Genomic DNA, 23092 nt, shown 5'->3' with positions numbered 1-23092 from the left:
TTTAAATGATCATTTTATTTATACACTAGCCTTCCGCTTCTTTTTAAGTGCATTCAGCTCATCTCTATATTGTGCAGCAGAAATAAAATCTAGTTCTTTAGCTGCTTTCTTCATTTTAGCCTCCGTTGCATCAATTAATGAACCGAGTTGATCCTTACTCATATATCCTACTACCGGATCAGCAGCAATAGATGAACCTGTTGGTTCCACATAAGCTTTCGATACTTTCCCTTTAATATCAAGTATCGACTTCTGTGCTAATATATCTTCTTTAGATTTGAAAATGGTCGTAGGTGTAATTCCGTGCTCTTCATTGTATTCGATCTGTTTTATTCTACGTCGATTCGTTTCATCTATCGTTTTCTGCATCGAATCTGTAACCTTATCCGCATAAAATATAACCAATCCATTAGAATTTCTCGCCGCACGCCCAGCAGTCTGTGTTAACGATCTCTCATTTCTCAAGAAACCCTCTTTATCAGCATCAATGATCGCTACTAAAGAAACTTCAGGAAGATCCAGTCCTTCTCTTAACAAGTTGACCCCAACTAAAACATCATACTCTCCTAATCGAAGGTCTCGCAGGATTTCTACTCGATCCATCGTGTCTATTTCTGAGTGGATATATCTTGTTTTTACTTCTAATTTGATAAGGTATTTAGTTAGTTCCTCCGACATTCTTTTTGTCAAAGTTGTGACAAGGACACGTTCATCAACCGCAATTCTTTTGCTAATTTCATCCAGTAAGTCATCAATCTGGTTAATACTTGGACGAACTTCTATCGGCGGATCTAGCAGACCTGTTGGCCGAACAACTTGCTCTACCACTACACCTTCTGTTTGTTCAAGTTCGTGATCTCCAGGGGTTGCACTTACGTAAATCACCTGTGGAACAATCCTTTCGAATTCCTCGAAAGCTAGTGGTCTATTATCCATCGCTGAAGGTAGTCTAAACCCATAATTGACTAGGTTTAATTTTCGCGCTCTATCTCCGCCCCACATTCCTCGAACTTGAGGTATTGTTTGGTGACTTTCATCAATAACCATTAAGAAGTCTTCTGGAAAATAATCAAGCAGGCAGAATGGCCGAGTTCCTGGCTTCCGCCCATCGAAAAATCGTGAATAATTTTCTATTCCATTACAATATCCAAGTTCCCTTATCATCTCTAAGTCAAAATTGACCCGCTCCTTAATCCGCTTAGCTTCTAAGAAGCGCCCTTCTGCTTCGAAAAACTTTTCATGTCGATAGAGTTCATCTTCTATATCTCTAATAATTTCTGTTAGTTTATCTTTCGGTGCCACATATAAGTTTGCTGGAAAGATTGCTGCATCATCCATGCCTTCTATTCGCTTCCCCGTCTCTAACTCTAAGCGATCGATTGTTTCTATTTCATCTCCGAAAAAAGTAATTCGATATCCATAATCCAGATAAGGTAGATTTATATCTACCGTGTCCCCTTTCACCCGAAATGTCCCTCTTTTGAATTCGATATCAGATCGTGAATAAAGACTACTAACTAATTTATAAAGAAATGCATTTCTCGAAATCACTTCTCCTTTTTTTATTCGGATAATAGAGCCTGCATAATCTTCTGGATTCCCCATACCATAGATACAAGAAACTGAAGCTACTATGATCACATCTCTACGTCCAGAAAGCAGCGAAGATGTTGCTCTCAACCTTAGTTTATCGATCTGTTCATTGATAGAAAGATCCTTCTCTATATAGGTGTCTGAAACTGACATATACGCTTCAGGCTGGTAGTAATCATAGTAAGAAACAAAATATTCAACAGCATTATCGGGGAAAAACTCTGTGAATTCCCCATACAACTGAGCCGTTAAAGTCTTATTATGGGTAAGGACCAATGTAGGTTTATTAAGCTCTTGTATAACATTAGCAATAGTAAATGTTTTTCCAGAACCTGTTACTCCTAATAATACTTGAGCATCATCATTATTCTGAATGCCTCTTACCAATTGCTTAATTGCAGCTGGTTGATCTCCTGTAGGTTCGTATTTAGAAGTAAGATTAAAAGCCATATTGTCCAGGTTTTGTATTTTCAATTCTAGGATATCGATCGAGCAATGGTTTTCAATGAGCAACTAGCCCATGAATTCTTTCACCACTTCGTATTCATACCCTTTGCTTATCATGTAATTCAGCACTTTTTGCCTTTTCTTATACAGATCTGTTTCTCTCACAAGATCGAATTTCTTTTCATATAATTTACGTGCCATTTCCCAATATTCCTCATCACTTATCTCTTCGAAGCCTTTTCTAATGCAGTAAGGAGAAATTCCACGCTGTTTTAATTCCATCATTATCCGCTTCTTACCCCACTTATTTTGTTTGAATTTACCTTTTACAAAAGCTTTAGCAAATCTTTCTTCGTTTAGAAAATTCTCTTCGATCAGTACCGCCATTATTTGCTCTAACTCATCTCCGTAAATCTTATCCTTAATCAACTTCGTCCGAACATCTCTGTGGCATCTATCTGCAAACAGACAGTATTTTCTCATTTTCTCCACCTTGATATCAAACTCTGTAATCATACTTTAAAATTGACCTACATAAACATCAAAAACATTAACGATATCAACTTCTGGGTTATGTTGTATTGCGTTCCAGCCATAAGCTTTTGCTGCTTCTACATTTTCTTTTCTATCATCAATGAACAACAATTCACTGCCTTTAAGATGGAGTCCATCTTGGACATATTCATAAATTTCCTTATTCGGCTTCGTTAAATGAATGAGATGAGAATAGAACACCGCTTTAAAATATTTTGTTTCGAAATCTATTCTACCGTGAACTTTTGTGATGTGTTTATATACCGTAGATAAGTGCAATTCATTGATATTACTAAGAAGGTAAAGGTTATATTTTTCGTTCAATTTTTCTAAAAAGTCCCAACGATGAGCAGGAAATTTATCAAGCATACTATTCCAGCAATTGATAATAGCAAGTGGATCTAAATCACCATTTTTATAATGCTGAAACTTCCATATGAATGTTTCTGTATTGATTAAACTTGCATCATAATCCACTATTGCCCTGCTTAATTCCTCTGGCAATCCATCTGTCACGTCTTCCTGCAGAAGTGTCGACATATTCGAGTAAAATAAAGGCAGGTTTAGATCATATAATACATTTCCGAAATCAAATATGATGGTTTTGATCATTCTTCTATCCTAAAGATTTTATTTCCGTCACTAATTTATTTATGCTGTCTTTCGCATCTCCAAAAAACATCGATGAATTGTCATTGAAAAATAAAGGGTTCTGAATACCGGCATATCCTGGGCTCATACTTCTTTTCATGATAATGACATTCTTAGCCTCCCAAACTTTTAGAACTGGCATACCGTAAACAGGACTTCCTGGATCATCTAAAGCAGATGGGTTCACCACATCATTCGCACCGACAATCACAACCACATCCGTAGAGGGTAGCATTGCATTCGCTTCATCTAAATCTTTCAATTTAGCGTAAGGAACATCCGCTTCAGCAAGTAAAACATTCATATGACCTGGCATCCTTCCAGCGACAGGATGGATGGCATAATTAACATCTACACCATTTTCTGAGAGTAATTCATCTAGTTCTTTACAAACTTTTTGTGCTTGAGCTACGGCAAGACCATATCCTGGAACAATCATAACTGAACTAGAATAATTAAGCATTACTGCTGCATCATAAGAAGAAACTTCTTTCGCTGTCTTTCCATCTAGGTCCGCTCCAGAAGAGGAACCACCTGAACTTCCGAATCCACCGATAATCACATTCAGCAATGAACGATTCATAGCATTACACATTAAGACGGTAAGAATGGTCCCAGAAGCTCCAACTAATATTCCACCGATTATCATGATTTGATTATTGTAGATAAATCCTGCTGTTGCTGCTGAAATTCCTGTAAGTGAATTCAACAAGGAGATCACTACTGGCATATCCGCACCTCCGATCGGCGCCACAAATGAAAATCCGTACACCAAACTTATTACAATTAAAACGATAAGCATGGTAGATGATGGATTCAAGACATACAGTACTGCAATCACTATACTTGCAATTAGGAAGGCAATATTTACATAAGTATGACCAGGAAGAATTACATGCTTATCCTTCACTTTACCGTCTAGTTTCAAGTATGCTAGAATACTTCCCGTAAATGAAATTGCACCTACGAGCAACGTAAATACAGATATCGCGATGCCTATTTTATTATCTGCTGAGGACTTAAGCATTTCTAGGACAGCGAGCAATACCGCACACGCTCCACCGAGTCCATTGAAAATAGAAACCAACTGAGGCATGGCCGTCATTTGTACTTTCTTAGCCGCAACCCACCCTATGAGTGAACCAATAGCAATTCCTCCTATGATCCATGGATAATTCCCACTTCCTTCATCTCCTAATGGATAGATGATCGCAATGATTATGGCTAGAATCATACCTGCGCCAGCTATCAAATTTCCTTTTCGTGCAGTCGCTGGAGTACTCAGTCTCCTCAATCCGTTTATAAATGAAATGGCCGCAATCAAAAATCCTATATCTAAAATTGTCTTTATCATGATTGTGCCTTTTTCTTTTTCTTAAACATTTCTAACATTCTATCAGTCACTGCAAATCCTCCGACAACATTGATCATCGCCAAAACAATCCCTAGTGTACCAAAAATCAGACTAACATAGTCATCTGATTCAGAACTTCTTATTAGAATAATAGCACCTATAATAACCACCCCACTGATCGCATTAGCACCTGACATTAGTGGTGTATGAAGAACGGTGGGAACTTTAGAAATTACCTCGAAACCAAGCAAAACCGTGAATGCTATGAGGTATATATAAATAAGATTCGCCGCAACGAATTGCGTAATTTGTTCCATGTCTTTTAAAGTTTACTTTTAACTAAGATTTCATTTTCTGAATCATAATGAAGGGCTCCATCCTTCACCATAATATTGACAAAATTGAAAATATTATTACTTAATAAGTTACTAGCATCCTGAATCATTTCATTAGCTAGTGCTGAATTCCCTACGATGGTTACCCCATTTACTTGAATGGTTTTTTGATCTTCAGTTACTTCACAATTACCTCCAGTAGAGGACGCTAAGTCAATGATAACTGAACCTGGCTTCATATTATTAACCGTTTCCTTAAGAATCAACTTCGGTGCAGGTCTTCCTCTCAATTGTGCGGTTGTGATGATGATATCAGCATTAGAAGCTCTTTTCTGAACTTCTGCCTGTTGTCTTTTAAGAAAATCTTCTGATTGCTGCACAGCATAACCGCCAGCTCCTTTGTCATCGGCTGCTCCTTCGACTTCTACGAATTTTGCGCCCAAACTTTCTACCTCTTCTTTAGAAGCACTTCTAACATCGAAAGCCTCCACCATTGCACCAAGCCTTCTGGCTGTAGCGATGGCTTGAAGTCCTGCAACTCCTGCTCCTATTACCAAAACTTTAGATGGTTTTATACTTCCTGCAGCAGTTATCATCATCGGTAAGTACCTCGGAAGTAAATCAGCAGCTTTTAGTACTGCCTTGTATCCAGCAACAGAAGCCATCGATGATAAGACGTCCATCGATTGAGCCAGAGAGGTTCTAGGAATCATATCCATACTAAAGGTCTTAAATGGATAAGCTTGCATTTGCCCTTCTACCTCCTTATTATTATAAGGCTCGAGCAACGAAATAAAATGTGCCGTTTCTTTAATATTCGACAATTCCTCGTTACTTATGTTCTCGGAGCAGAATAAAATATCTGATTTCTTAACAACCTCCATTCTATCTACCATTTCCACCCCTTCATATCTTCCAGTTGCAAAAAAAGCAGCTTCATTAATTCCTTTTTCTGCTAGAATATTTAATGATATGGATTGATATTTTTTAATCAAATCCGGTGAAATAGGGCATTTCAGATCAACCTTCCCTTTTAGAAACCCAATGTTTAACATATGACTACAGTTATTTTTTTAACAACCCAAAATAAATCTAAAATAGTATAATATTAATTAATGCATAAAATAACTTAATGAATCACATCTAATTTCGTTTGTCTTCATTAGCACATGGTGCAATTAAAATGCGAAAAGTTAATTTATTCGATTAATTATTTGCCCAAAAGTAAAATAAAAAAGAAATTATTTTTTTAACTTGGGCAAACTACACTCTTGCCCTTATCTTTTATAACGAATTTTAGCTTCTGGAGAAAGCAATTAACTAACAATTTAAACCAAACTTTGATATGAAAAGAATTCTTTTACTCTCACTGTTTTCACTTTATCTTCTTACTAACATTCAAGCCCAAAGAAATTGTGGGTCTATGGATGTTTTGCAAATGCAAATGGAAAATGATCCTAAGCTAGAGCATAAAATGGAAAGAATCGAAAAAGCCACCAGAGCTTACATGCAAAAAAATGAAGGCGCAAGGGTTGATGGAATAATTACTATTCCAGTTGTGTTTCACGTTGTATACAACAACGCTGCTGAAAACATCCCTGATGCACAAATAATGACACAACTAGCCATTTTGAACGAAGATTTCCGTAGACTTAATGCTGATGCTGATAATACTTGGTCGCAAGCTGATGACGCTGAAATTGAATTTTGTCTAGCCTCAGTTGATCCTCAAGGAGCAGCTACTTCTGGTATAACTAGAACTTCGACATCACAAACTTCATTTGGTACAAATGATCAAGTAAAATTCTCTTCTTCTGGAGGTAAAGACGCATGGCCAGCTGCAGACTATCTTAATATCTGGGTGTGTGACATTACAGGAGGAATCCTTGGGTATGCACAATTTCCAGGAGGCCCTGCTGCAACTGATGGTGTTGTTAATGATTACCTATATACAGGTGGCCCAGGACAAGCTACAGCTCCTTTTGACTTAGGAAGAACTCTAACTCATGAAGTAGGACACTACCTTAACCTTAGACATATCTGGGGAGATGGTGGCTGCGGAGTTGATGACTTTGTAGCTGATACGCCTTTATCAGATGCATCTAATGGAGGATGTAATGAAGGACATGTTTCTTGTGGTACTGTTGATATGGTACAAAATTACATGGACTACTCTGACGATGCCTGTATGAATCTATTTACAAATGGACAGAAAGTTAGAATGAGAGCTATTTTTGATACGGGAGGTTTCCGTGAAAGTCTCTTGTCTTCAACTGCTTGTGGAACTCCTGCAGACCCAACATGTACCGATGGTATCCAAAACGGTCAAGAAACAGGTGTCGATTGCGGTGGTCCTGATTGTCCTGATTGTCCACCAGATCCAACTTGTGATGATGGCATCCAAAATGGTGACGAAACAGGCGTAGATTGTGGTGGTTCTGAATGTCCAACTTGCCCATGTGCAGGAACTGATGTAAATGTTTCCATAACTTTAGATAACTATCCTGAAGAAACTAGTTGGAGCATTACTGATGGCAATGGTGTAACAGTTGCTCAAGGAGGAACTTATGGAAATCAAGCAGATGGATCGACGGTGTCTATTGACTTGTGCTTAGAAGATGGCTGTTATGACTTTATTATAAATGATGCTTATGGCGATGGAATCTGTTGCACATATGGAAACGGATCTTATAGTGTTACTGCTGGAGGAAATTCTGTAGCAAGTGGAGGTAGCTTCGGCAGCTCAGAAACCACAAACTTCTGCTTAGGAGGAGGAAATGGTCCAACTTGTGATGATGGCATCCAGAATGGTCAAGAAACTGGTGTAGATTGTGGTGGTCCTGATTGCCCTGATTGTCCAGTAGAACCTACTTGTACTGATGGCATCCAAAACGGTCAAGAAACTGGTGTAGATTGCGGTGGTCCTGATTGCCCTGATTGTCCAGTAGAGCCAACTTGTGATGATGGCATCCAAAATGGTCAAGAAACTGGCGTAGATTGTGGTGGCCCTGATTGCCCTGATTGCCCAGTAGAACCTACTTGTACTGATGGTATCCAAAACGGCCAAGAAACTGGTGTAGATTGCGGTGGCCCTGATTGTGCACCTTGTAATCCTACAGGTTGCACAACGGTTAATATTGACTTCAATGATTTTGAAGGTGGATTCGGAATCTGGAATGATGGCGGAAGTGATTGTTCATTAAATAATGGAAGCACATTCGCTAGTAGTGGATCTAGATCTATAAGATTAAGAGACAATACTAATTCTTCTACAACGACAACAGATAATCTAAATTTAGCTGGATATACTGAGGTTGTTATTGATTTCAGCTACTATGCTAGAAGCATGGAGAACGGTGAAGACTTCTGGTTACAAGCAAGTACAGATGGTGGTAGTTCTTATGCTACATTAGTATCTTGGTCTAGAGGTAGTGATTTCAGTAATAATTCTAGAGAATATGAAACAGTAACGATTACTGGCACATTCACTAGTACTACTAAATTCAGATTCAGATGTGATGCTTCCTCTAACAGTGATTTCATCTATTTAGATGATATCAATATTTCAGGATGTGTTAATACTGCAAGAGAAATTACTGAAGAAACTACTCTTAATGAGTTAGCGTCTGATAAGATTTCGAAAGTGAAAATATTCCCTAATCCAACTTATAATTTACTAAATGTTAATTATAGATCGAATAGTGATTCACAAGTTCAGATTAATGTATTAGACATGTCAGGAAGAAAAGTAATGACACAGAATACAAAAGCTGTTAAAGGATCCAATTCTGAAAAACTTCAAGTTGGAGAGTTAAATGCAGGAATTTACTACATCCATTTAAACAATGGAGTGGATCAAATTATTAAGAAATTTGTCGTTATCAAATAGCTCAGTGGCAATGCCAATGCAATTTTAACGAATAAATAATAATCTTATTCAATAGCCAGACGGTCACATTCATGATCGTCTGGCTTTTTTTATCCCATAAAAATCCTAATTTTGCACATTCATTCTAGAATAAACATTTATGATGATCAATATTACTTTTCCGGACGGCAACATTCGGGAATATGAAGCAGGGACAAGTGCAATGGATATTGCCAAGTCTATTAGCGAAGGTTTAGCACGAAACGTACTATCTGCAGAAGTAAATGGAGAAGTATGGGATGCGACGCGACCTATTGATAATGATGCAAATATTAAGTTATTTACCTGGAATGATCCAGCTGGAAAATCGACATTCTGGCATTCAAGTGCGCATTTATTTGCGGAAGCATTGGAATCTCTGTATCCTGGAACCAAATTTGGAATCGGACCAGCTATCGAAACAGGGTTCTACTATGATGTAGATTTAGGAGATCGAACTTTGACTCCTGAAGACTTGCCAGCTATAGAGCAGAAAATGCTTGAACTCGCCAGAGAGAAAAATGAATTTACCAGAAAATCAATATCTAAAGCTGATGCCATTTCTTATTTTAAAGAAAAGGATGATGAATATAAACTAGAATTAATAGATGGCCTGGAAGACGGTGCCATCACTTTTTACTCTCAAGGAGGATTTACTGATCTATGTCGTGGACCACACATCCCGACTACCTCACCGATAAAAGCAGTTAAATTAACTAGTCTAGCTGGTGCTTACTGGAGAGGAGACGAAAATAGAAAACAACTGACTAGAATCTACGGTGTGACTTTTCCTAAGCAAAAGGAACTGAAGGAATATCTGGAATTAGTAGAAGAAGCTAAAAAACGAGACCATAGAAAGTTAGGCCAAGAACTAGAATTATTTATGTTTTCTCAGAAAGTGGGATCAGGACTTCCCATGTGGCTTCCGAAAGGAACTCAAATTAGAGAAAGATTGCAATCTTACTTAAGAGAACAGCAAGAAAAAGCGGGCTATCAAATGGTGGTCACTCCCCACATTGGCCAAAAAGAATTATATGTTACTTCTGGTCATTATGATAAATATGGAGAAGATAGTTTTCAGCCAATAAAAACACCTAAAGAAGGTGAAGAGTTTTTGTTAAAGCCAATGAACTGCCCTCACCACTGTGAAATTTTCGCACACAGACCGAGGTCTTACAAAGAATTGCCATTAAGAATTGGCGAATTTGGGACCGTATATCGTTACGAGCAAAGTGGTGAATTGCACGGGCTTTCAAGAGTAAGAGGATTTACTCAAGATGACGCTCACTTGTTTTGTACGAAAGAGCAAGTTAAAGGTGAATTTCTATCTGTACTTGAATTAACAAAACAAGTATTAGAGAAGATGGGTTTCGAAAGTTACACCGCTCAGATTTCCCTTAGAGATCCAGAAAAGCCAGAAAAATATATTGGTTCTGATGAAAATTGGGATTCTGCAGAACAGGCGATAATCGAAGCTGTTGCAGAAGTAGATATGGAAACAACTACCGCTCTGGGAGAGGCTGCATTCTACGGACCTAAACTAGATTTCATGGTTCGTGATGCCTTAGGCAGATCATGGCAACTAGGAACCATACAAGTGGATTATAACTTACCTGAGAGATTCGAATTAGAATACATAGGTGCAGATAATAAACCACATAGACCGGTAATGATTCATAGAGCTCCTTTCGGTTCTATGGAGAGATTTATGTCTATATTAATCGAGCATACCGCAGGAAAATTTCCACTTTGGTTAACACCAGAGCAATTCGTTATCATTCCAGTTTCTGATGTATTTCTACCATACTGTAAGGAGTTAAAAGAAAAACTTGCAGTACATGATATCCGTGGATTCATAGACGAAAGAAATGAAACTATTGGAAGAAAAATCCGAGATAACGAAATGCAAAAAATTCCATTTTTATTGATTATCGGTGAAAATGAAGTTGCAGATAATAGTATAGGAGTTAGGGTTCAAGGAGAAGGAGACAAAGGATCTATGCAATTTGATGCTTTTGTGGAATATTTTAAAAACTTGCTGTAGATGTATAAAAACAAGAAAGTTGTTGTTGTTCTTCCTGCTTATAATGCTGCTGCTACCTTAGAAAAAACAGTCAGTGAGATTCCAATGGACCTCGTCGACGAAGTAATTCTTTGTGATGATGCCAGTACAGATAATACAGTTGAGAAAGCTAGAGAGCTGGGAATTCAGCATATCATCTCTCATGAGAAGAACAAGGGATACGGAGGAAATCAGAAGTCGCTCTATAATAAAGCATTGGAATTAGGAGGCAATATTATCATCATGCTTCATCCAGATTATCAATATACACCTAAGTTAATTCCATCGATGGTGAATATCATCGGAGAAGACTTATACCCAGTTGTTCTTGGATCTAGAATTCTTGGAAAAGGCGCTTTAAAAGGTGGTATGCCTTGGTATAAGTATGTTGCTAATCGTGGACTTACTTTTACCCAAAACATTCTGGTTAATTATAAACTTTCTGAATATCATACTGGATATAGAGCATTTAGTGACGTCGTATTAAGAGGGATAAATTTTAATGCCAATGATGACGATTTCGTTTTCGACAATGAAATGCTATCTCAGATCATTTACAAGGGTTTTGATATTGGGGAAGTAACCTGTCCAACTAAGTATTTCGAGGAAGCATCTTCGATTAATATTCCTAGAAGCATAAAATACGGTCTTGGAGTGTTAAGAGTTTCTTTCGTTCACTTTTTCAATAAGTTGGGATTAATGAAAACAGAAATTTATAAATAGTCTAGTTCAGTTTTCGCTACTTTAGTAGCGTTTTTTTTACAACGAGGCTAAAGCCTCGAATACTTTAAATCTCTAATAAAATAGGTCTAATCGCAATTGAACTTGAATAGTTACAAATGTAGTTTAGATTAATTCAGCTTCCTATTCAATGCAATCATTCGTTCTTGAGACCCATTGACCCAATAAAGAAAGAAGATAGAAAAATTAATAGCGTTCACTTTCAACCAAGAGTTATGCTCATATTTTCTAGCAGAGACGACTAAAGGTTCCTTGATGATAGTCGATTTCAACTTAGATCGTTTAGCCCGTTTGTAAAATTCAAAATCTTCCATAATTCGGAGGTTCGAATTAAACTTACCTAATTCCTGAAACACATGTTTTTTAATGAATAGAGACTGATCTCCTCCACCAGCAAATAAACCATCATATCTAGTGAAAAATGAATTCATCCTAAGCATCAAATTATCTGAATTGAATTTATAAGCGAAAATTCCAAAATCACTTTCTTTGGTCGCTTCTATAATCTCAGAAATAAAGTTCTTCGGCGGTCTAGCATCTGCATGCAGGAAGTACAAAATTTCGTTCGTCGCCTGATCTGCTCCATAGTTCATTTGGAAAGCCCGATAAGCTTTCGGTGATCGAATTGCCTTCACACCATACTTGAGAGCCTTCTTATATCCATTATCTCGCGAAACTGGAGCATCGCAAATTATTATTTCTATATCTTCACCATGATCACAAGATTTAATGTGAGAAATTAACTCACATATATTTTGTTCCTCGTTAAATGTAGGGACAATGACACTTAGCATTTATAAATATTTCGTTTCAAACAATCCAACATACAATTCAATTACGTATATGTAATAAAAAATAGATTTCCATGAGTAAATTAATAATAAGTGCCTTTCTTATAGTTTTGTTCGGATTCAGCCCGCTTAATGCCCAATATAATAACAATATGATAAAATTATCACAGGATTTTTTAAAAGCACTCCAAGATAAAAAACCTACAGATGAATATAAAAAGGTATTAGCAGAAATAGACGTTAATGATCTTGCTGAACAACTAGACACTGATCCTAAGAGATTTGCTTTCTGGATCAATATATACAATGCCTACATCATGGATGTCTTAAAAGATGCCCCTGAAAAATATGGCGATCGTGGAGAATTTTTCAAATCAAAACAATTAATGATTGCTGGTAAGGCGGTAAGTTTCGATGATCTGGAGCATGGAATTATTAGAAGTTCAACTGTGAAACTATCGTGGGGCTACATTCCTAATCTTTTCGCTTCGATGTGGGAACGAAAGTTGAATACAGACCAAAAGGATTATAGAATTCACTTTGCACTGAATTGCGGCGCTAAAAGCTGTCCTCCAGTAGCTATCTATGATGACAAAACCATTAATGAAGACTTAGAAAAAATATCAAAACAATACCTTGATAATAAGAGTAAGTATTTGGAATCAGAAAATAAGGTGATTACCACTCCATTAATGAGTTGGTTCCGTGGTGATTTCGGAGGGAAAAGTGGTACAAAAGAAATTTTGAAAAAATTCGAAATTACGCCAAGCACTGATGTTGAATTAGCATTCGATGATTATGATTGGACATTATATCTATTCAATTTCACCGAAATATAATTCGCTCTTAGTATATTTTAAAATGCAGTGCAAGTTCAGCGGGAAGATCTGTCGCAGCATATTTTCCCACCGTGCTTTCATAACCATACTTGGCATTGACCTGAACTCTTCTATTTAAGTTAACGCCAGCAATGACGCGTCCATAATACCCACCCACTAAATCATCGCCAGCATTTAAGGTGTGAAAAGCCTTTCCACCTCCTTCTACGGATAGTTCAAAACCTTCCGTTCCTATTAATTTAAATCGAGGCCCAAAACCTATGTTTAGTGCTTTAAGTGATAACACATCACCAGTTTCTAATGCGGTTTCTCTATATTCTACTGGACTTTGTGCCTCTATTTTATACTGAGCATATTCAATATCAAAAACAATATGTGCAAATGATGCAAATGCTTTTCCATACTTCATCCCCACAGCAATCCCGCCAAGTTCTTTACTCTTTATATCTGAATCAGCCCATTCAAACAATGATGTAGAATAAGTCGACTTCGCTAAATAATCACTATTGGACATCGTCTTAAAAGCAAAGCCGATTTCAAAAAAATCATTCTTGTCAAAACTGTATTGACCTGATGCGCTCGTAACAAAACCCAAAAGAGCAATAAAAATTATCTTTCTCATAAGAATGATTTAAACCAAAAGCTGTGCCACATCATTAGAACTGTTCAGTAGGCGTCAATTAAACCAGATCTTATCAAATGGGAATTCAAAATCATTCATTCTTACTAGCACTCCGAATTGATAAGAAATAAATGTTGATCTTATTTATACAATGTTCTAACTATGAGATTAGGATAGTTTTTCTCTAACTCCGCTTTAATGCCCACCACATGCCCAGCTCCCACAACAACCAAATTCCTTTCGTTGTCTGATCTTAGAACTTGATCACCAATATTCTTAGCCATTTTCTCATTTCTGAAATCCCACCATTTGCCTCCTTCTACACATACTTCCTCCGGAGATTCAACATAATGTAGCGTATTACTCTTGTGATATTGCTCTAAAGTCTTTAATCGGTTCGTATTTCTTGCATTTCCTCGAAGCAACGTGCCCACAACTTCCATTCTATATCGCTTTTTGTTCTGCTTTGCAATGTCCTGCATCTTCCCGCTTACGATATAAGTTGAATCACATGCTCTCCAATATTTATAATAATATTGATTGCTTGCCTGATAATCCATCGAATGAAGATATTTCATTCCTTGGTGACTCGCTAGTTTAAAGCTAATATCCCCATTTTCATTGCCTTTAGGTTTTTTCGGGCCATCGATGCCATATTTTTCCAGAAAGGTAAAGTATCTAGTATTGGCGTAATCTCTTTTTGCAGTGTAGTAAGTCTTCATCGCTGTGAAGTCTGCTGTTGAAAATTGATCCAGAGGTTTCTTATTTAATTCATCGATTACGCATTGATCGAGTTTGTAATTTTCAGCGATCGAATCAGAAAGCTGCAAGAATTCTGGCGTGTCAAATGCTACACTTTCTAGATCACTTCCAGGTACATATTCTACATAGATTGCTTGGGGTTCATATTTTTTAACCTTCTTAAACATCGGTTTGTAGGCATTCTTAATTATATCAGGAACTTGGTGCATTGTACCCACTATGACCACTTCTTTTGATTGAGCAGATGCAGTAGAAATATTTACAATTAAGATTAACGCTAGAATTTTTAATAAGACTTTCATAAGTTTAATTTTTTATTTAGGTCAATATTAAAGCGATTCCTTGTTTGATTAAAAAGGAATCGGTGAAGCTGAAGAATTACTCTGTAAGTGCATAGATTTAAATTATACCGATGATTAATACCATTTCACAGATTGATACCTTTTCTTACCTTGAATATTCGCAGATTTGCAACATATGAAGAGTAATATAAAAGGTTTATTTATCGTCCATCTATGTTTCTATTTACTTGTAGATCCTTTAAGAGAATTGTTCCTCAATGGGCAAATAAATGGTGGATTTTTAAGTTTCAATCTAAAGCAAACATTCTTTGCACTGTCAGGTGGAGGTTCATTTTTCTTAATTGCTTTAATCGTTTACTTAAGCTTTTATCGATTTTCCCCTTCGAGAAAATGGCTTTACTTGGTTCTAGGTTGTGCTGTTGCCTTCTTTATTCCGGTAACATTAAGATACTTACTAGATCAGCATGTTGCTCGGATCCTTTTCGGATTTGTCAATTATGGATCAGGCGTAACCTTACAATATTACTACCTTGATAATTTTTACTTCTTCATCATGTATGGAATTCTTGGTGCAGTCTTCTACTTCGTAACTTACTCACGCTTCAGTGAACATCGAGAATTAGAATTAATAAAGGCTAATCAGCAGATGGAATTAAGTTTACTCCGAAGTCAGATTAATCCACACTTCCTATTAAACGCCATGAACACCATATATTCCCTTGTATTTCTCAAGAGTGACCAAGCCTTGCAAGCAGTAGATAAGCTGTCAGAAATCTTAAAATATACGCTTTACGAAAACAAGGAAAAGGTGACGTTGAAACAAGAACTTGAACACCTGGAAAACTACCTTTCCCTTCAGAAAATGAGGTTTGCCAAAGATCTGAATGTAACACAAGAAATTGACCCTAATTTACTCGAAATGAAAATCCCGCAATTCTTGTTGCTTCCATTAATTGAAAATGCATTCAAGCACGGTGAATTACAAGATGTGGACGAGCCAGTTACTATTACATGTTATCAAGAAAAGGGATGGGCCGTTTTCAAAGTTAGAAACAAAATTAAGAAACAAGAAAAAGATGAAGTCGGTGGAATAGGGTTGCAGAACGTCCAAAAAAGATTAGAGCTCATTTACGGTTCAGATCAAAAATTGGATATTAAAGATCAAAATGAACATTTTTCAGCCATTATTAGAATTAGAAGAAATGACTAGATGTATAATTATAGACGATGAACCATTAGCGACTAAACTTTTAGAAGCATACACTGAAAAGATTGATCAATTAGAATTGGTTCAGATTTTCACAAACCCGCTAGAGGCTTTAGGTTTTCTTCAAAGCAATTCCGTAGATCTCATTTTCTTAGATATTCAGATGCCTGAACTTTCCGGAATCCAGTTCGCTAAAATCATCGGTGATAAGACAAGAATCATATTCACTACCGCATATCCTAACTATGCGATAGAAGGATTTGAACTGAATGCGGTAGACTATCTAATGAAACCAATCACATTAGAACGATTTATTAAAGCAGTCAATCGAGTGATGGCAGAAGAATCTGCGCCACCTGCTAAAACACAAAATTATATCTTTGTTAAAACAGAAAATCGACATCAAAAAATCAACTACGAAGATATATTGTTTTTGAAAGGGTATGGAGATTATGTTGCGATCCAAACTACCAATGGCAAAATACTTACCCTTCAGAAAATGAAACATTTTGAGGCTGATCTCCCATCAGACCAATTTATTCGGGTTCACAAATCTTATATCGTATCCATTCCTAAGATTGAATATGTAGAAAAAAGCAGAGTTGTAATTGGTGATGAATACATTCCAGTTAGTGCAACATATGCAGATGAATTCTATAAGATTGTTAAGAGTTAAATGCTCAGGTGTAATACTTGAAAAATATTCTAATTTATACTCATTCCACATATCTTTATAGTAAACCTAGGTTACATAAAAAAACATCATAAATCCGTATTTTGCAAACTTCTTGAATTCATTCTTAATTCAAACGCAAGAGCATGGAAGACATGATTTTTTATGATAGGCTGCAATTCGCTTTCACTATCACTTTCCATTATCTATTCCCCCAACTCACCATGGGCCTGTCCTTGATTATTGTCTATTTTAAATGGCAATATCTCAGAAAAAAAGTGGAGAAATTCAATGACGCAGCTAAGTTTTTCATGAAAATATTTGCCATCAATTTCACTATGGGTGTTGTGACAGGAATACCGATGGAGTTCCAGTTCGGTACCAACTGGGCAAAGTTTTCTGAATTAACTGGTGGAATAATAGGACAGACACTGGCAATGGAAGGAACTTTCTCCTTTTTTCTAGAATCATCCTTTCTCGCACTATTCATTTTTGGAGAAAAGCTCATGGGCCAGAAGCTCCACTTTCTAACAGGATTTCTGGTCTTTCTAGGTTCTTGGGCGAGTGGATATTTAATCCTTGCGACTAATGCTTGGATGCAGCATCCTGTCGGATATGAGATTTTAGAAAATGGGACTTTTGTTCTTGAGAACTTTTCGGCCTTATTCAGCAATCCTTGGCTCTTCCCTGCCTTCTTGCATAATCAAGCGGCATCCGTAGTGACGTCATCTTTTGTAGTCGCCAGTATCGGTGCTTTTTATATTCTAAATAATAGAGATGTAGAATACGGAAAATTGTTCTTGAAAACAGGAGTGGTTATAGGCTTAGTTTCAAGTTTACTTGTCGCATTTCCTACTGGAGACTGGAATGCGAAGAATGTAGCAAAGTACCAACCAGCAGCCTTCGCTGCGATGGAAGGAATTTTCGAAACCGAGCATGCAGGTTCTGAAATTGTGCTCATCGGTCAGCCTAACATGGTTGAGAAAAAGCTCGATAATAAAATTGCCGTACCGAATGTCCTTAGTTTTCTAACTTATGGCAGATGGGATGCACAGATTCAGGGAATGGATCAGTTCGAAGAGGACGTCCTACCAGATAACGTACCCGCACTTTACTATTCTTATCATATAATGGTCGGTTTAGGAACCATATTCATTGGAGTAATGGGACTTGCAGTGTTGTTCTTGCTGTTAGGAAAATTATATAAAATCAAATCGTTGCTTTGGGGGATTATGTTTCTTTTCCCATTTCCCTACATTGCTAATATTACAGGTTGGTATGTAGCTGAACTAGGTCGTCAACCATGGCTCGTCTATGGATTGCTTCGAACTTCCGATGGTGTCTCGCCCACTGTTTCTTCTGGAAATACTTTATTCACACTCATTGGATTCGTAGGATTATATATTTTATTGGGTTTATTATTTTTAGTCTTAGTCGGAAAGACTATTCATCAAGGACCAAAACCTCAAATTCATTAAGCTATGGAAGTCTTTTGGTATATCATCATCGCCACTGTATTGGCAATATTTTTCATTCTCGACGGATATGATTTCGGAGCTGGTATTATTCACTTATTTTTCGCAAAAACGGAAAAAGACAAAGTCGTCATCGCTAAATCCGCGGGACTCTTTTGGGATTCAAACGAGGTTTGGCTCGTTGCCGGTGGAGGTTTGCTATTTATGGCTTTTCCAATTTTCTACGCTTCGGTATTTAGTGGCTTTTATCTCCCTCTAATTATCGTGCTTTGGCTTATAGTGTTTAGAGCAATAGGGTTAGAGTTTAGAGGTCAATTTGATTTTCAGATGTGGAAGGATATCTGGGATAAGGCTTTCGGTGTTTCCAGTCTATTGCTTGCTTTGTTTTTTGGAATTGCGCTCGGCAATGTGGTTCGAGGTGTCAATTTAGGAAGTACTTCCAACGGAGTTTCACTGCATGAGGGTCATTATTTCTTCTTACCATTATGGGATTCAAGTTTTAGCCCATTAAGTGATACGCCAGGTGTTATAGATTGGTTCACTTTAATTATAGGTGTGATTACTGTTGTGGCTCTTGCAATTCATGGCGCTAACTGGGTCATCTTGAAAACTGAATCTTCTATCAATACTAAATTGAAATCTGTCATTTTCAATTTAAATATAACCTTGACAGCACTAACGATTCTTTCCTTAGTTGTATGGTTAAAGATCAATCCAGAAGCCATGGACAACTTCTATGACAAGCCTTACTTTGGAATATTTCCATTGATCTATTTCATAGGCGTCGGAGGTCTATTTTTTGTTAAGAAATTCAAGAAAGATGTATATCCATTTATCCTTTCCACTTTAGTCATTTTGGGAGGAATAACGGCAACATTAGCATCGATCTTTCCAGTGATTCTTCCATCTACGAATGACATTAATGAATCTCTTACGATATATAATACGGCTACTTCTGATTATGGATTATCCGTTGCTGTATATTGGGGAATTATTGGATTTACATTATTGATTTTCTATTTTATTATCCAGAAAAGGCTTTTAGGAGGAAAGATAGATCACATGGATTACGGACATTAAAGTTCACGACATGACAGCTACACTAATTTCACTGATCAGTATTTCCACAGGAATCATTGGTGCTTATTTTTTCGGGTCAATTTATAAGCGTTTTTCGATGGGATTTATCGGGAATACGATTGCAGGTGTCTTCGGGAGTATCTTCTTAATCAAAAGTTTTGGTAGGTTGGGTTTCGGTCCTGGGAATATTGTTGGTGTTGATCAGATTCATTATAGTTTATTAGTCATTAATTTATTGTTGTCAATGTTAGGAGGAGCGATTGCTGTCCTTGGAATTAGCAGCTTAAGGAACAGAATGGCCAAAGAGAGGATCTGAAGTTTTCTTTAATGTTTAGCTTTCTTAAAATGGCATTTGTTTAGAAGTCATTTTCTCGTTTAATTTTTTAAATCTAAGAATTTCTTAATAGACTTTATACTGGATAGCAAATGAGACCGGAAAAGACTGATATCTATCTCTTCCTGCTGTAGTTTCGAAAGCATAACTTCCATTCATCTGCAATCTACGAGTCAAATTTAACCCCACTAAGGCTCGTGCATAGTAACCAGCCTTCGGTGAATAATTAGAGTTCTTTGTCAATCTTCCTATTCCTCCCAATCCCAAGGACAGCTCGAGTATTTCATTACCTATCATTCTAAACCTTGGACCCAATTCCACTGTAATGCTTTTCAAATCCAATTTCTCAGCATTATCAATTTTAATCTGATTATCTACAATTACAACATTTTCCACTAAGATTTCTTCCCTTTTGGAATAAGAAATACCCAAATTTAAATGTGCAAAAGAGGCCAGACCTTTGCCATATCGCATAAAAAGGCCTTGGTTCTCTAAACCTCCATACCCTCTACTGCTCTTGCCTGACATTAACTCTCGCTCAATCAATTGATAATTATTAGTTCCAACAAATGCTCCTAATTCTACATAGTCATTTGTGATGTATTGAAATTGTGATTGGGCAGTGAATGGAAGAACTAATAAAAGTGTAAATATTAAATGTCTCATAAATGGTATTTTAATCAAATTCCATGTTCCCTCTTCGTTTTGTTTATTAAAAAATTGAACATAGACATGTGTATATTTAAAAAGTTCATGATCTGACAGCATTCTAAAATGATGCTAGATTTTAATCATGAATCATTGATGTCATTGCTAAAAAAAGCGCTAACATCAGACTAAAAACGAAATTAATTTTAGGATATTCTAAACATATCCAGCTAGATTAACTTACTTCCTGAATTATTTAATTCCTAAAGTCCATTCCATAATGATTATTGAAAAAATGCAACGCTTTCTCCCATCACACTCAGGCCTCCCTTAAAAAGCATCACATGGATAGTGATGAAAAACTTCATGGTCTCACATGGAGTGAGGCTATGAAATGTTTTTCGGCTTACAGAACAAGAATTTCAGGATATATTCTCTACCCAACATTGCTTCTCAATTCTAAGAAAAATGCAACGCTTTCATGCTTCACACTCAGGCCACCCTTAAAAAGCATCACATGGATAGTGATGAAAAACTTCATGGTCTCACATGGAGTGAGGCTATGAAATGTTTTTCGGCTTACAGAACAAGAATATCAGGATGTATTCTCTACCCAACATTGCTTCCCAATTCTAAACAAAAATGCAACGCTTTCTTGCTTCACACTCAAGCTAACCCTTAAAAAGCATCACATTCAGTCTATTAAAAAGCTTCACCAAACGTGATATACAATCCACTCGTCTCCTTACCTATAGCGTAATCCACTCTAAGATTCAATCGATCATCCGGATTAATCATATACCTCAGCCCTAATCCTGCATTCCACTTCGTCTTCGAAATTTCAAACTTATTCAATGCTGGAGCTACATTCCCTAATGTTCCAAATGCAACGCCACTAAACCTCCTCCAGATTGGGAACCGATACTCGGGCTGAAAAACAATCAGTGCTTTATCTCTATAGTGCCCTAGATAATATCCTCTTGCTTTGTTTCCACCTCCATATAATAATAGTTCTTGAAAAGGAGGTGTACCGAAAGTCGTTCCACCATAAAGATTCAAGGCTAGAATATGATTTTCGGCAACACTTATATATTTGATAATATCAGAAGTTATTCTGCTAAACTGGAAATCACTTCCTAAGACGGAGCCATTATATTCTAATGTAGTCGTAATAAACCAACCCTTCGTCGCACTGAAATTATAATCTCGTGAATCATAAGTATGCACCAAACCTGCAAGCGATACAAGACTACCTTGATAACCAGAAATCTGATCATTGAGAAGACTCCCTTCCGAATCTAGCGACTGAATATTATAATCATCAAAATTATACTTGATCCCTGCGTAATGATCTCCATAAAATCGGTATGCTCCTATGATTCTTAATCTTGGAAAATTTACGGTATAAACCTCAAAGTCCGAATCTACATCCGTCCCAATTCCATAATAATTATAAAAATACCGATAATACCCTATTTCCCCTTTTGCTAAATACTTATTCCCTCCCCAGTTAAACTCAAATGGTAAATAAACAAGCAATTGTTTCTTCAAAGTATATGCACCACCTAACAACATCGTAGACGGTCTGTAAGAACTATCTTGAATATAAAAATTTGTATTAATCAATCCACCGAATGCAAGTCCAGTTTCAGGAGAAAAAAACACAACGGGCAATGCACTGTATTTGAATTTCTTTTCCTTTTTGGCTTGACTCATAACTGAGCCTGTTAAAAACATGATTAATACTAAAGTAAATGCAATCCTCATTAAATTAATTTTTCTTTCGTTGCTTGTATCTCCCTCAAAAAATCTACGTTGGATTCCTCCATTAAAGTTTGCATATTAATCATCACTTTCTTTAAAAATTGCTGGTGCTGATCTGAATCAGGAAAGAAAGCTCTATGCTTAAGATCATTCTGAACTTTCACAACCTTGTCGCGAATTTCCTTTTCTCCAGAAAAAAATTGACCTTCAAAAAAATCCAAAATATAATCTACAGCTTCCGAAGAAGGATGAACTAAATCCCGATCATAAAATCGATAATCTCGTAAATCATCTAGTAATAACTCGTATGATGGAAAATAGGTCGCCTCCTCTAATTCAGGAACACTTAACAGCAAACTTGACTTGCTCAAATTATTATTAATCATTCCATCCTTTAAATGTCGAACTGGACTCACGGTCACAATCACTTTCATCTTAGGTTTCGCCTTCCTAATCTCAGAAATCGCTACATTTAACATATTAGAAATCTGCGAAATACTCAACCTAACTTTCTCAAATGACGATTGCGGAATCTTATGGCAATTATTCACCGCTTCGTTCGTCATACTCTGAAAATAAGTAAATGCAGAACCCAAACTCAAAATTAAAACATCTGGATCATTGAATTTCCGAGCTTGTTCTAGATGATGTGTAATTTTCTCAAAAACTTCATCCTTACTTGTTCCAGAAAACTGAGAATGAAAATCAAAATGAAAATAGATCCCATTATTTTCTTGAATATCCTCTCTCTTAATATCTGTCATCCCGATCGTGTAATAAATGCTATTAGCAATCGAAATCGGATTATAGGTAATTCCGCATGGATTCAAAAATGACTTATACTTACGATGGCTTAAAAAATGGTGTATATTTTCTGCGAAACACGAGCCTATACACAGTATTTTATCCTGATAAGAAATTACTTCTCTGACCTTGTCCTTTTTTAATACTGTTCGAAAATTCATAGATAA

The 23092-nt window shown here is 36.7% G+C and carries 21 protein-coding genes; 9 read left to right on the top strand and 12 right to left on the bottom strand.

Features of this window, described 5'->3' with window-relative positions; genetic code table 11:
- Nucleotides 1-18 precede the first annotated feature (18 nt).
- The 6 genes from uvrB to L2586_RS17730 form a co-directional block, all read right to left on the bottom strand.
- Nucleotides 19-2043: an excinuclease ABC subunit UvrB gene (gene uvrB, locus L2586_RS17755; protein ID WP_235294283.1), complete on the bottom strand. Its 2025-nt coding sequence runs from the start codon at nucleotides 2041-2043 to the stop codon at nucleotides 19-21.
- A gap of 63 nt (nucleotides 2044-2106) precedes the next feature.
- A complete protein-coding gene (locus L2586_RS17750) occupies nucleotides 2107-2556 on the bottom strand; it encodes a regulatory protein RecX (protein WP_235294282.1) in 450 nt (149 codons plus the stop codon).
- Nucleotides 2557-2559: 3 nt separating this feature from the next.
- Entirely contained in the window at nucleotides 2560-3186 is a 627-nt protein-coding gene (locus tag L2586_RS17745; protein WP_235294281.1) for an HAD-IA family hydrolase, read from the bottom strand.
- 4 nt (nucleotides 3187-3190) lie between these two features.
- Nucleotides 3191-4579 carry an NAD(P)(+) transhydrogenase (Re/Si-specific) subunit beta gene (locus tag L2586_RS17740; RefSeq protein ID WP_235294280.1) on the bottom strand — a complete coding sequence of 463 codons (1389 nt, stop codon included), beginning with the start codon at nucleotides 4577-4579 and terminating at the stop codon, nucleotides 3191-3193.
- A complete protein-coding gene (locus L2586_RS17735; RefSeq protein WP_235294279.1) occupies nucleotides 4576-4896 on the bottom strand; it encodes an NAD(P) transhydrogenase subunit alpha in 321 nt (106 codons plus the stop codon). The genes L2586_RS17740 and L2586_RS17735 overlap by 4 nt, the downstream gene beginning before the upstream one ends.
- A 5-nt stretch (nucleotides 4897-4901) precedes the next feature.
- Nucleotides 4902-5969, bottom strand: coding sequence for an NAD(P) transhydrogenase subunit alpha (locus L2586_RS17730; RefSeq protein ID WP_235294278.1), 1068 nt, complete (start codon nucleotides 5967-5969; stop codon nucleotides 4902-4904).
- Between the two features lie 290 nt (nucleotides 5970-6259).
- Between L2586_RS17730 and L2586_RS17725 the strand changes: the two genes are divergently transcribed.
- From L2586_RS17725 to L2586_RS17715, 3 genes are all read left to right on the top strand, one after another.
- Complete coding sequence (locus tag L2586_RS17725) at nucleotides 6260-8803, top strand: M43 family zinc metalloprotease (RefSeq protein WP_235294277.1); 2544 nt, start codon at nucleotides 6260-6262, stop codon at nucleotides 8801-8803.
- Between the two features lie 142 nt (nucleotides 8804-8945).
- Nucleotides 8946-10865, top strand: a complete 1920-nt coding sequence (gene thrS / locus L2586_RS17720; protein WP_348535570.1) for a threonine--tRNA ligase — start codon at nucleotides 8946-8948, stop codon at nucleotides 10863-10865.
- Complete coding sequence (locus L2586_RS17715) at nucleotides 10866-11606, top strand: glycosyltransferase family 2 protein (protein ID WP_235294275.1); 741 nt, start codon at nucleotides 10866-10868, stop codon at nucleotides 11604-11606.
- Between the two features lie 128 nt (nucleotides 11607-11734).
- Here the strand turns inward: L2586_RS17715 and L2586_RS17710 are convergent, their stop codons facing one another.
- Nucleotides 11735-12418 carry a TIGR04283 family arsenosugar biosynthesis glycosyltransferase gene (locus L2586_RS17710; RefSeq protein ID WP_235294274.1) on the bottom strand — a complete coding sequence of 228 codons (684 nt, stop codon included), beginning with the start codon at nucleotides 12416-12418 and terminating at the stop codon, nucleotides 11735-11737.
- A 71-nt stretch (nucleotides 12419-12489) separates the two neighbouring features.
- Here L2586_RS17710 and L2586_RS17705 point away from each other — a divergent pair, with 71 nt between their 5' ends.
- Nucleotides 12490-13254 (top strand): DUF547 domain-containing protein, encoded by a 765-nt coding sequence (locus L2586_RS17705; RefSeq protein WP_235294273.1) that lies wholly within the window; start codon nucleotides 12490-12492, stop codon nucleotides 13252-13254.
- Nucleotides 13255-13261: 7 nt separating this feature from the next.
- Here L2586_RS17705 and L2586_RS17700 read toward each other — a convergent pair whose 3' ends face one another.
- The gene (locus tag L2586_RS17700; protein WP_235294272.1) at nucleotides 13262-13876 is read right to left on the bottom strand and encodes a hypothetical protein; all 615 of its coding nucleotides are present in this window, start codon (nucleotides 13874-13876) and stop codon (nucleotides 13262-13264) included.
- Between the two features lie 140 nt (nucleotides 13877-14016).
- Nucleotides 14017-14940, bottom strand: coding sequence for a DUF5694 domain-containing protein (locus L2586_RS17695; protein ID WP_235294271.1), 924 nt, complete (start codon nucleotides 14938-14940; stop codon nucleotides 14017-14019).
- 175 nt (nucleotides 14941-15115) lie between these two features.
- On the opposite strand from L2586_RS17695, the gene L2586_RS17690 reads away from it, so the two are divergent.
- The 5 genes from L2586_RS17690 (at nucleotide 15116) to L2586_RS17670 (ending at nucleotide 19691) form a co-directional block, all read left to right on the top strand.
- Nucleotides 15116-16150 (top strand): sensor histidine kinase, encoded by a 1035-nt coding sequence (locus L2586_RS17690; RefSeq protein ID WP_235294270.1) that lies wholly within the window; start codon nucleotides 15116-15118, stop codon nucleotides 16148-16150.
- Nucleotides 16143-16823, top strand: coding sequence for a LytR/AlgR family response regulator transcription factor (locus L2586_RS17685; protein ID WP_235294269.1), 681 nt, complete (start codon nucleotides 16143-16145; stop codon nucleotides 16821-16823). The genes L2586_RS17690 and L2586_RS17685 overlap by 8 nt, the downstream gene beginning before the upstream one ends.
- A 143-nt stretch (nucleotides 16824-16966) precedes the next feature.
- Nucleotides 16967-18298, top strand: a complete 1332-nt coding sequence (locus L2586_RS17680) for a cytochrome ubiquinol oxidase subunit I (RefSeq protein ID WP_235294268.1) — start codon at nucleotides 16967-16969, stop codon at nucleotides 18296-18298.
- A gap of 3 nt (nucleotides 18299-18301) precedes the next feature.
- Nucleotides 18302-19375 carry a cytochrome d ubiquinol oxidase subunit II gene (cydB, locus tag L2586_RS17675; protein WP_235294267.1) on the top strand — a complete coding sequence of 358 codons (1074 nt, stop codon included), beginning with the start codon at nucleotides 18302-18304 and terminating at the stop codon, nucleotides 19373-19375.
- 10 nt (nucleotides 19376-19385) lie between these two features.
- Complete coding sequence (locus L2586_RS17670) at nucleotides 19386-19691, top strand: hypothetical protein (protein ID WP_235294266.1); 306 nt, start codon at nucleotides 19386-19388, stop codon at nucleotides 19689-19691.
- Between the two features lie 84 nt (nucleotides 19692-19775).
- Here the strand turns inward: L2586_RS17670 and L2586_RS17665 are convergent, their stop codons facing one another.
- From L2586_RS17665 to L2586_RS17655, 3 genes are all read right to left on the bottom strand, one after another.
- Nucleotides 19776-20375: a hypothetical protein gene (locus tag L2586_RS17665; RefSeq protein ID WP_235294265.1), complete on the bottom strand. Its 600-nt coding sequence runs from the start codon at nucleotides 20373-20375 to the stop codon at nucleotides 19776-19778.
- 684 nt (nucleotides 20376-21059) lie between these two features.
- A complete protein-coding gene (locus L2586_RS17660; RefSeq protein ID WP_235294264.1) occupies nucleotides 21060-22124 on the bottom strand; it encodes a BamA/TamA family outer membrane protein in 1065 nt (354 codons plus the stop codon).
- Nucleotides 22124-23086, bottom strand: coding sequence for a GSCFA domain-containing protein (locus L2586_RS17655; RefSeq protein WP_235294263.1), 963 nt, complete (start codon nucleotides 23084-23086; stop codon nucleotides 22124-22126). Before L2586_RS17655 ends, L2586_RS17660 begins: the two co-directional genes overlap by 1 nt.
- Between the last annotated feature and the right edge of the window lie 6 nt (nucleotides 23087-23092).

It is taken from the genome of Portibacter lacus, assembly GCF_021533215.1.
Taxonomy (GTDB): Bacteria; Bacteroidota; Bacteroidia; order Chitinophagales; family Saprospiraceae; genus Portibacter; species Portibacter lacus.
The sequence above is the reverse complement of the archived record's forward strand: the minus strand, read 5'-3'. Positions and strand labels throughout refer to the sequence as shown.

Excerpts from the sequence above, each read along its gene's own strand:
- uvrB (WP_235294283.1), bottom strand. The coding sequence starts at position 2,043 with ATGGCTTTTAATCTTACTTCTAAATACGAACCTACAGGAGATCAACCA.
- L2586_RS17750 (WP_235294282.1), bottom strand. The coding sequence starts at position 2,556 with ATGATTACAGAGTTTGATATCAAGGTGGAGAAAATGAGAAAATACTGT.
- L2586_RS17745 (WP_235294281.1), bottom strand. The coding sequence starts at position 3,186 with ATGATCAAAACCATCATATTTGATTTCGGAAATGTATTATATGATCTA.
- L2586_RS17740 (WP_235294280.1), bottom strand. The coding sequence starts at position 4,579 with ATGATAAAGACAATTTTAGATATAGGATTTTTGATTGCGGCCATTTCA.
- L2586_RS17735 (WP_235294279.1), bottom strand. The coding sequence starts at position 4,896 with ATGGAACAAATTACGCAATTCGTTGCGGCGAATCTTATTTATATATAC.
- L2586_RS17730 (WP_235294278.1), bottom strand. The coding sequence starts at position 5,969 with ATGTTAAACATTGGGTTTCTAAAAGGGAAGGTTGATCTGAAATGCCCT.
- L2586_RS17725 (WP_235294277.1), top strand. The coding sequence starts at position 6,260 with ATGAAAAGAATTCTTTTACTCTCACTGTTTTCACTTTATCTTCTTACT.
- thrS (WP_348535570.1), top strand. The coding sequence starts at position 8,946 with ATGATCAATATTACTTTTCCGGACGGCAACATTCGGGAATATGAAGCA.
- L2586_RS17715 (WP_235294275.1), top strand. The coding sequence starts at position 10,866 with ATGTATAAAAACAAGAAAGTTGTTGTTGTTCTTCCTGCTTATAATGCT.
- L2586_RS17710 (WP_235294274.1), bottom strand. The coding sequence starts at position 12,418 with ATGCTAAGTGTCATTGTCCCTACATTTAACGAGGAACAAAATATATGT.
- L2586_RS17705 (WP_235294273.1), top strand. The coding sequence starts at position 12,490 with ATGAGTAAATTAATAATAAGTGCCTTTCTTATAGTTTTGTTCGGATTC.
- L2586_RS17700 (WP_235294272.1), bottom strand. The coding sequence starts at position 13,876 with ATGAGAAAGATAATTTTTATTGCTCTTTTGGGTTTTGTTACGAGCGCA.
- L2586_RS17695 (WP_235294271.1), bottom strand. The coding sequence starts at position 14,940 with ATGAAAGTCTTATTAAAAATTCTAGCGTTAATCTTAATTGTAAATATT.
- L2586_RS17690 (WP_235294270.1), top strand. The coding sequence starts at position 15,116 with ATGAAGAGTAATATAAAAGGTTTATTTATCGTCCATCTATGTTTCTAT.
- L2586_RS17685 (WP_235294269.1), top strand. The coding sequence starts at position 16,143 with ATGACTAGATGTATAATTATAGACGATGAACCATTAGCGACTAAACTT.
- L2586_RS17680 (WP_235294268.1), top strand. The coding sequence starts at position 16,967 with ATGGAAGACATGATTTTTTATGATAGGCTGCAATTCGCTTTCACTATC.
- cydB (WP_235294267.1), top strand. The coding sequence starts at position 18,302 with ATGGAAGTCTTTTGGTATATCATCATCGCCACTGTATTGGCAATATTT.
- L2586_RS17670 (WP_235294266.1), top strand. The coding sequence starts at position 19,386 with ATGACAGCTACACTAATTTCACTGATCAGTATTTCCACAGGAATCATT.
- L2586_RS17665 (WP_235294265.1), bottom strand. The coding sequence starts at position 20,375 with ATGAGACATTTAATATTTACACTTTTATTAGTTCTTCCATTCACTGCC.
- L2586_RS17660 (WP_235294264.1), bottom strand. The coding sequence starts at position 22,124 with ATGAGGATTGCATTTACTTTAGTATTAATCATGTTTTTAACAGGCTCA.
- L2586_RS17655 (WP_235294263.1), bottom strand. The coding sequence starts at position 23,086 with ATGAATTTTCGAACAGTATTAAAAAAGGACAAGGTCAGAGAAGTAATT.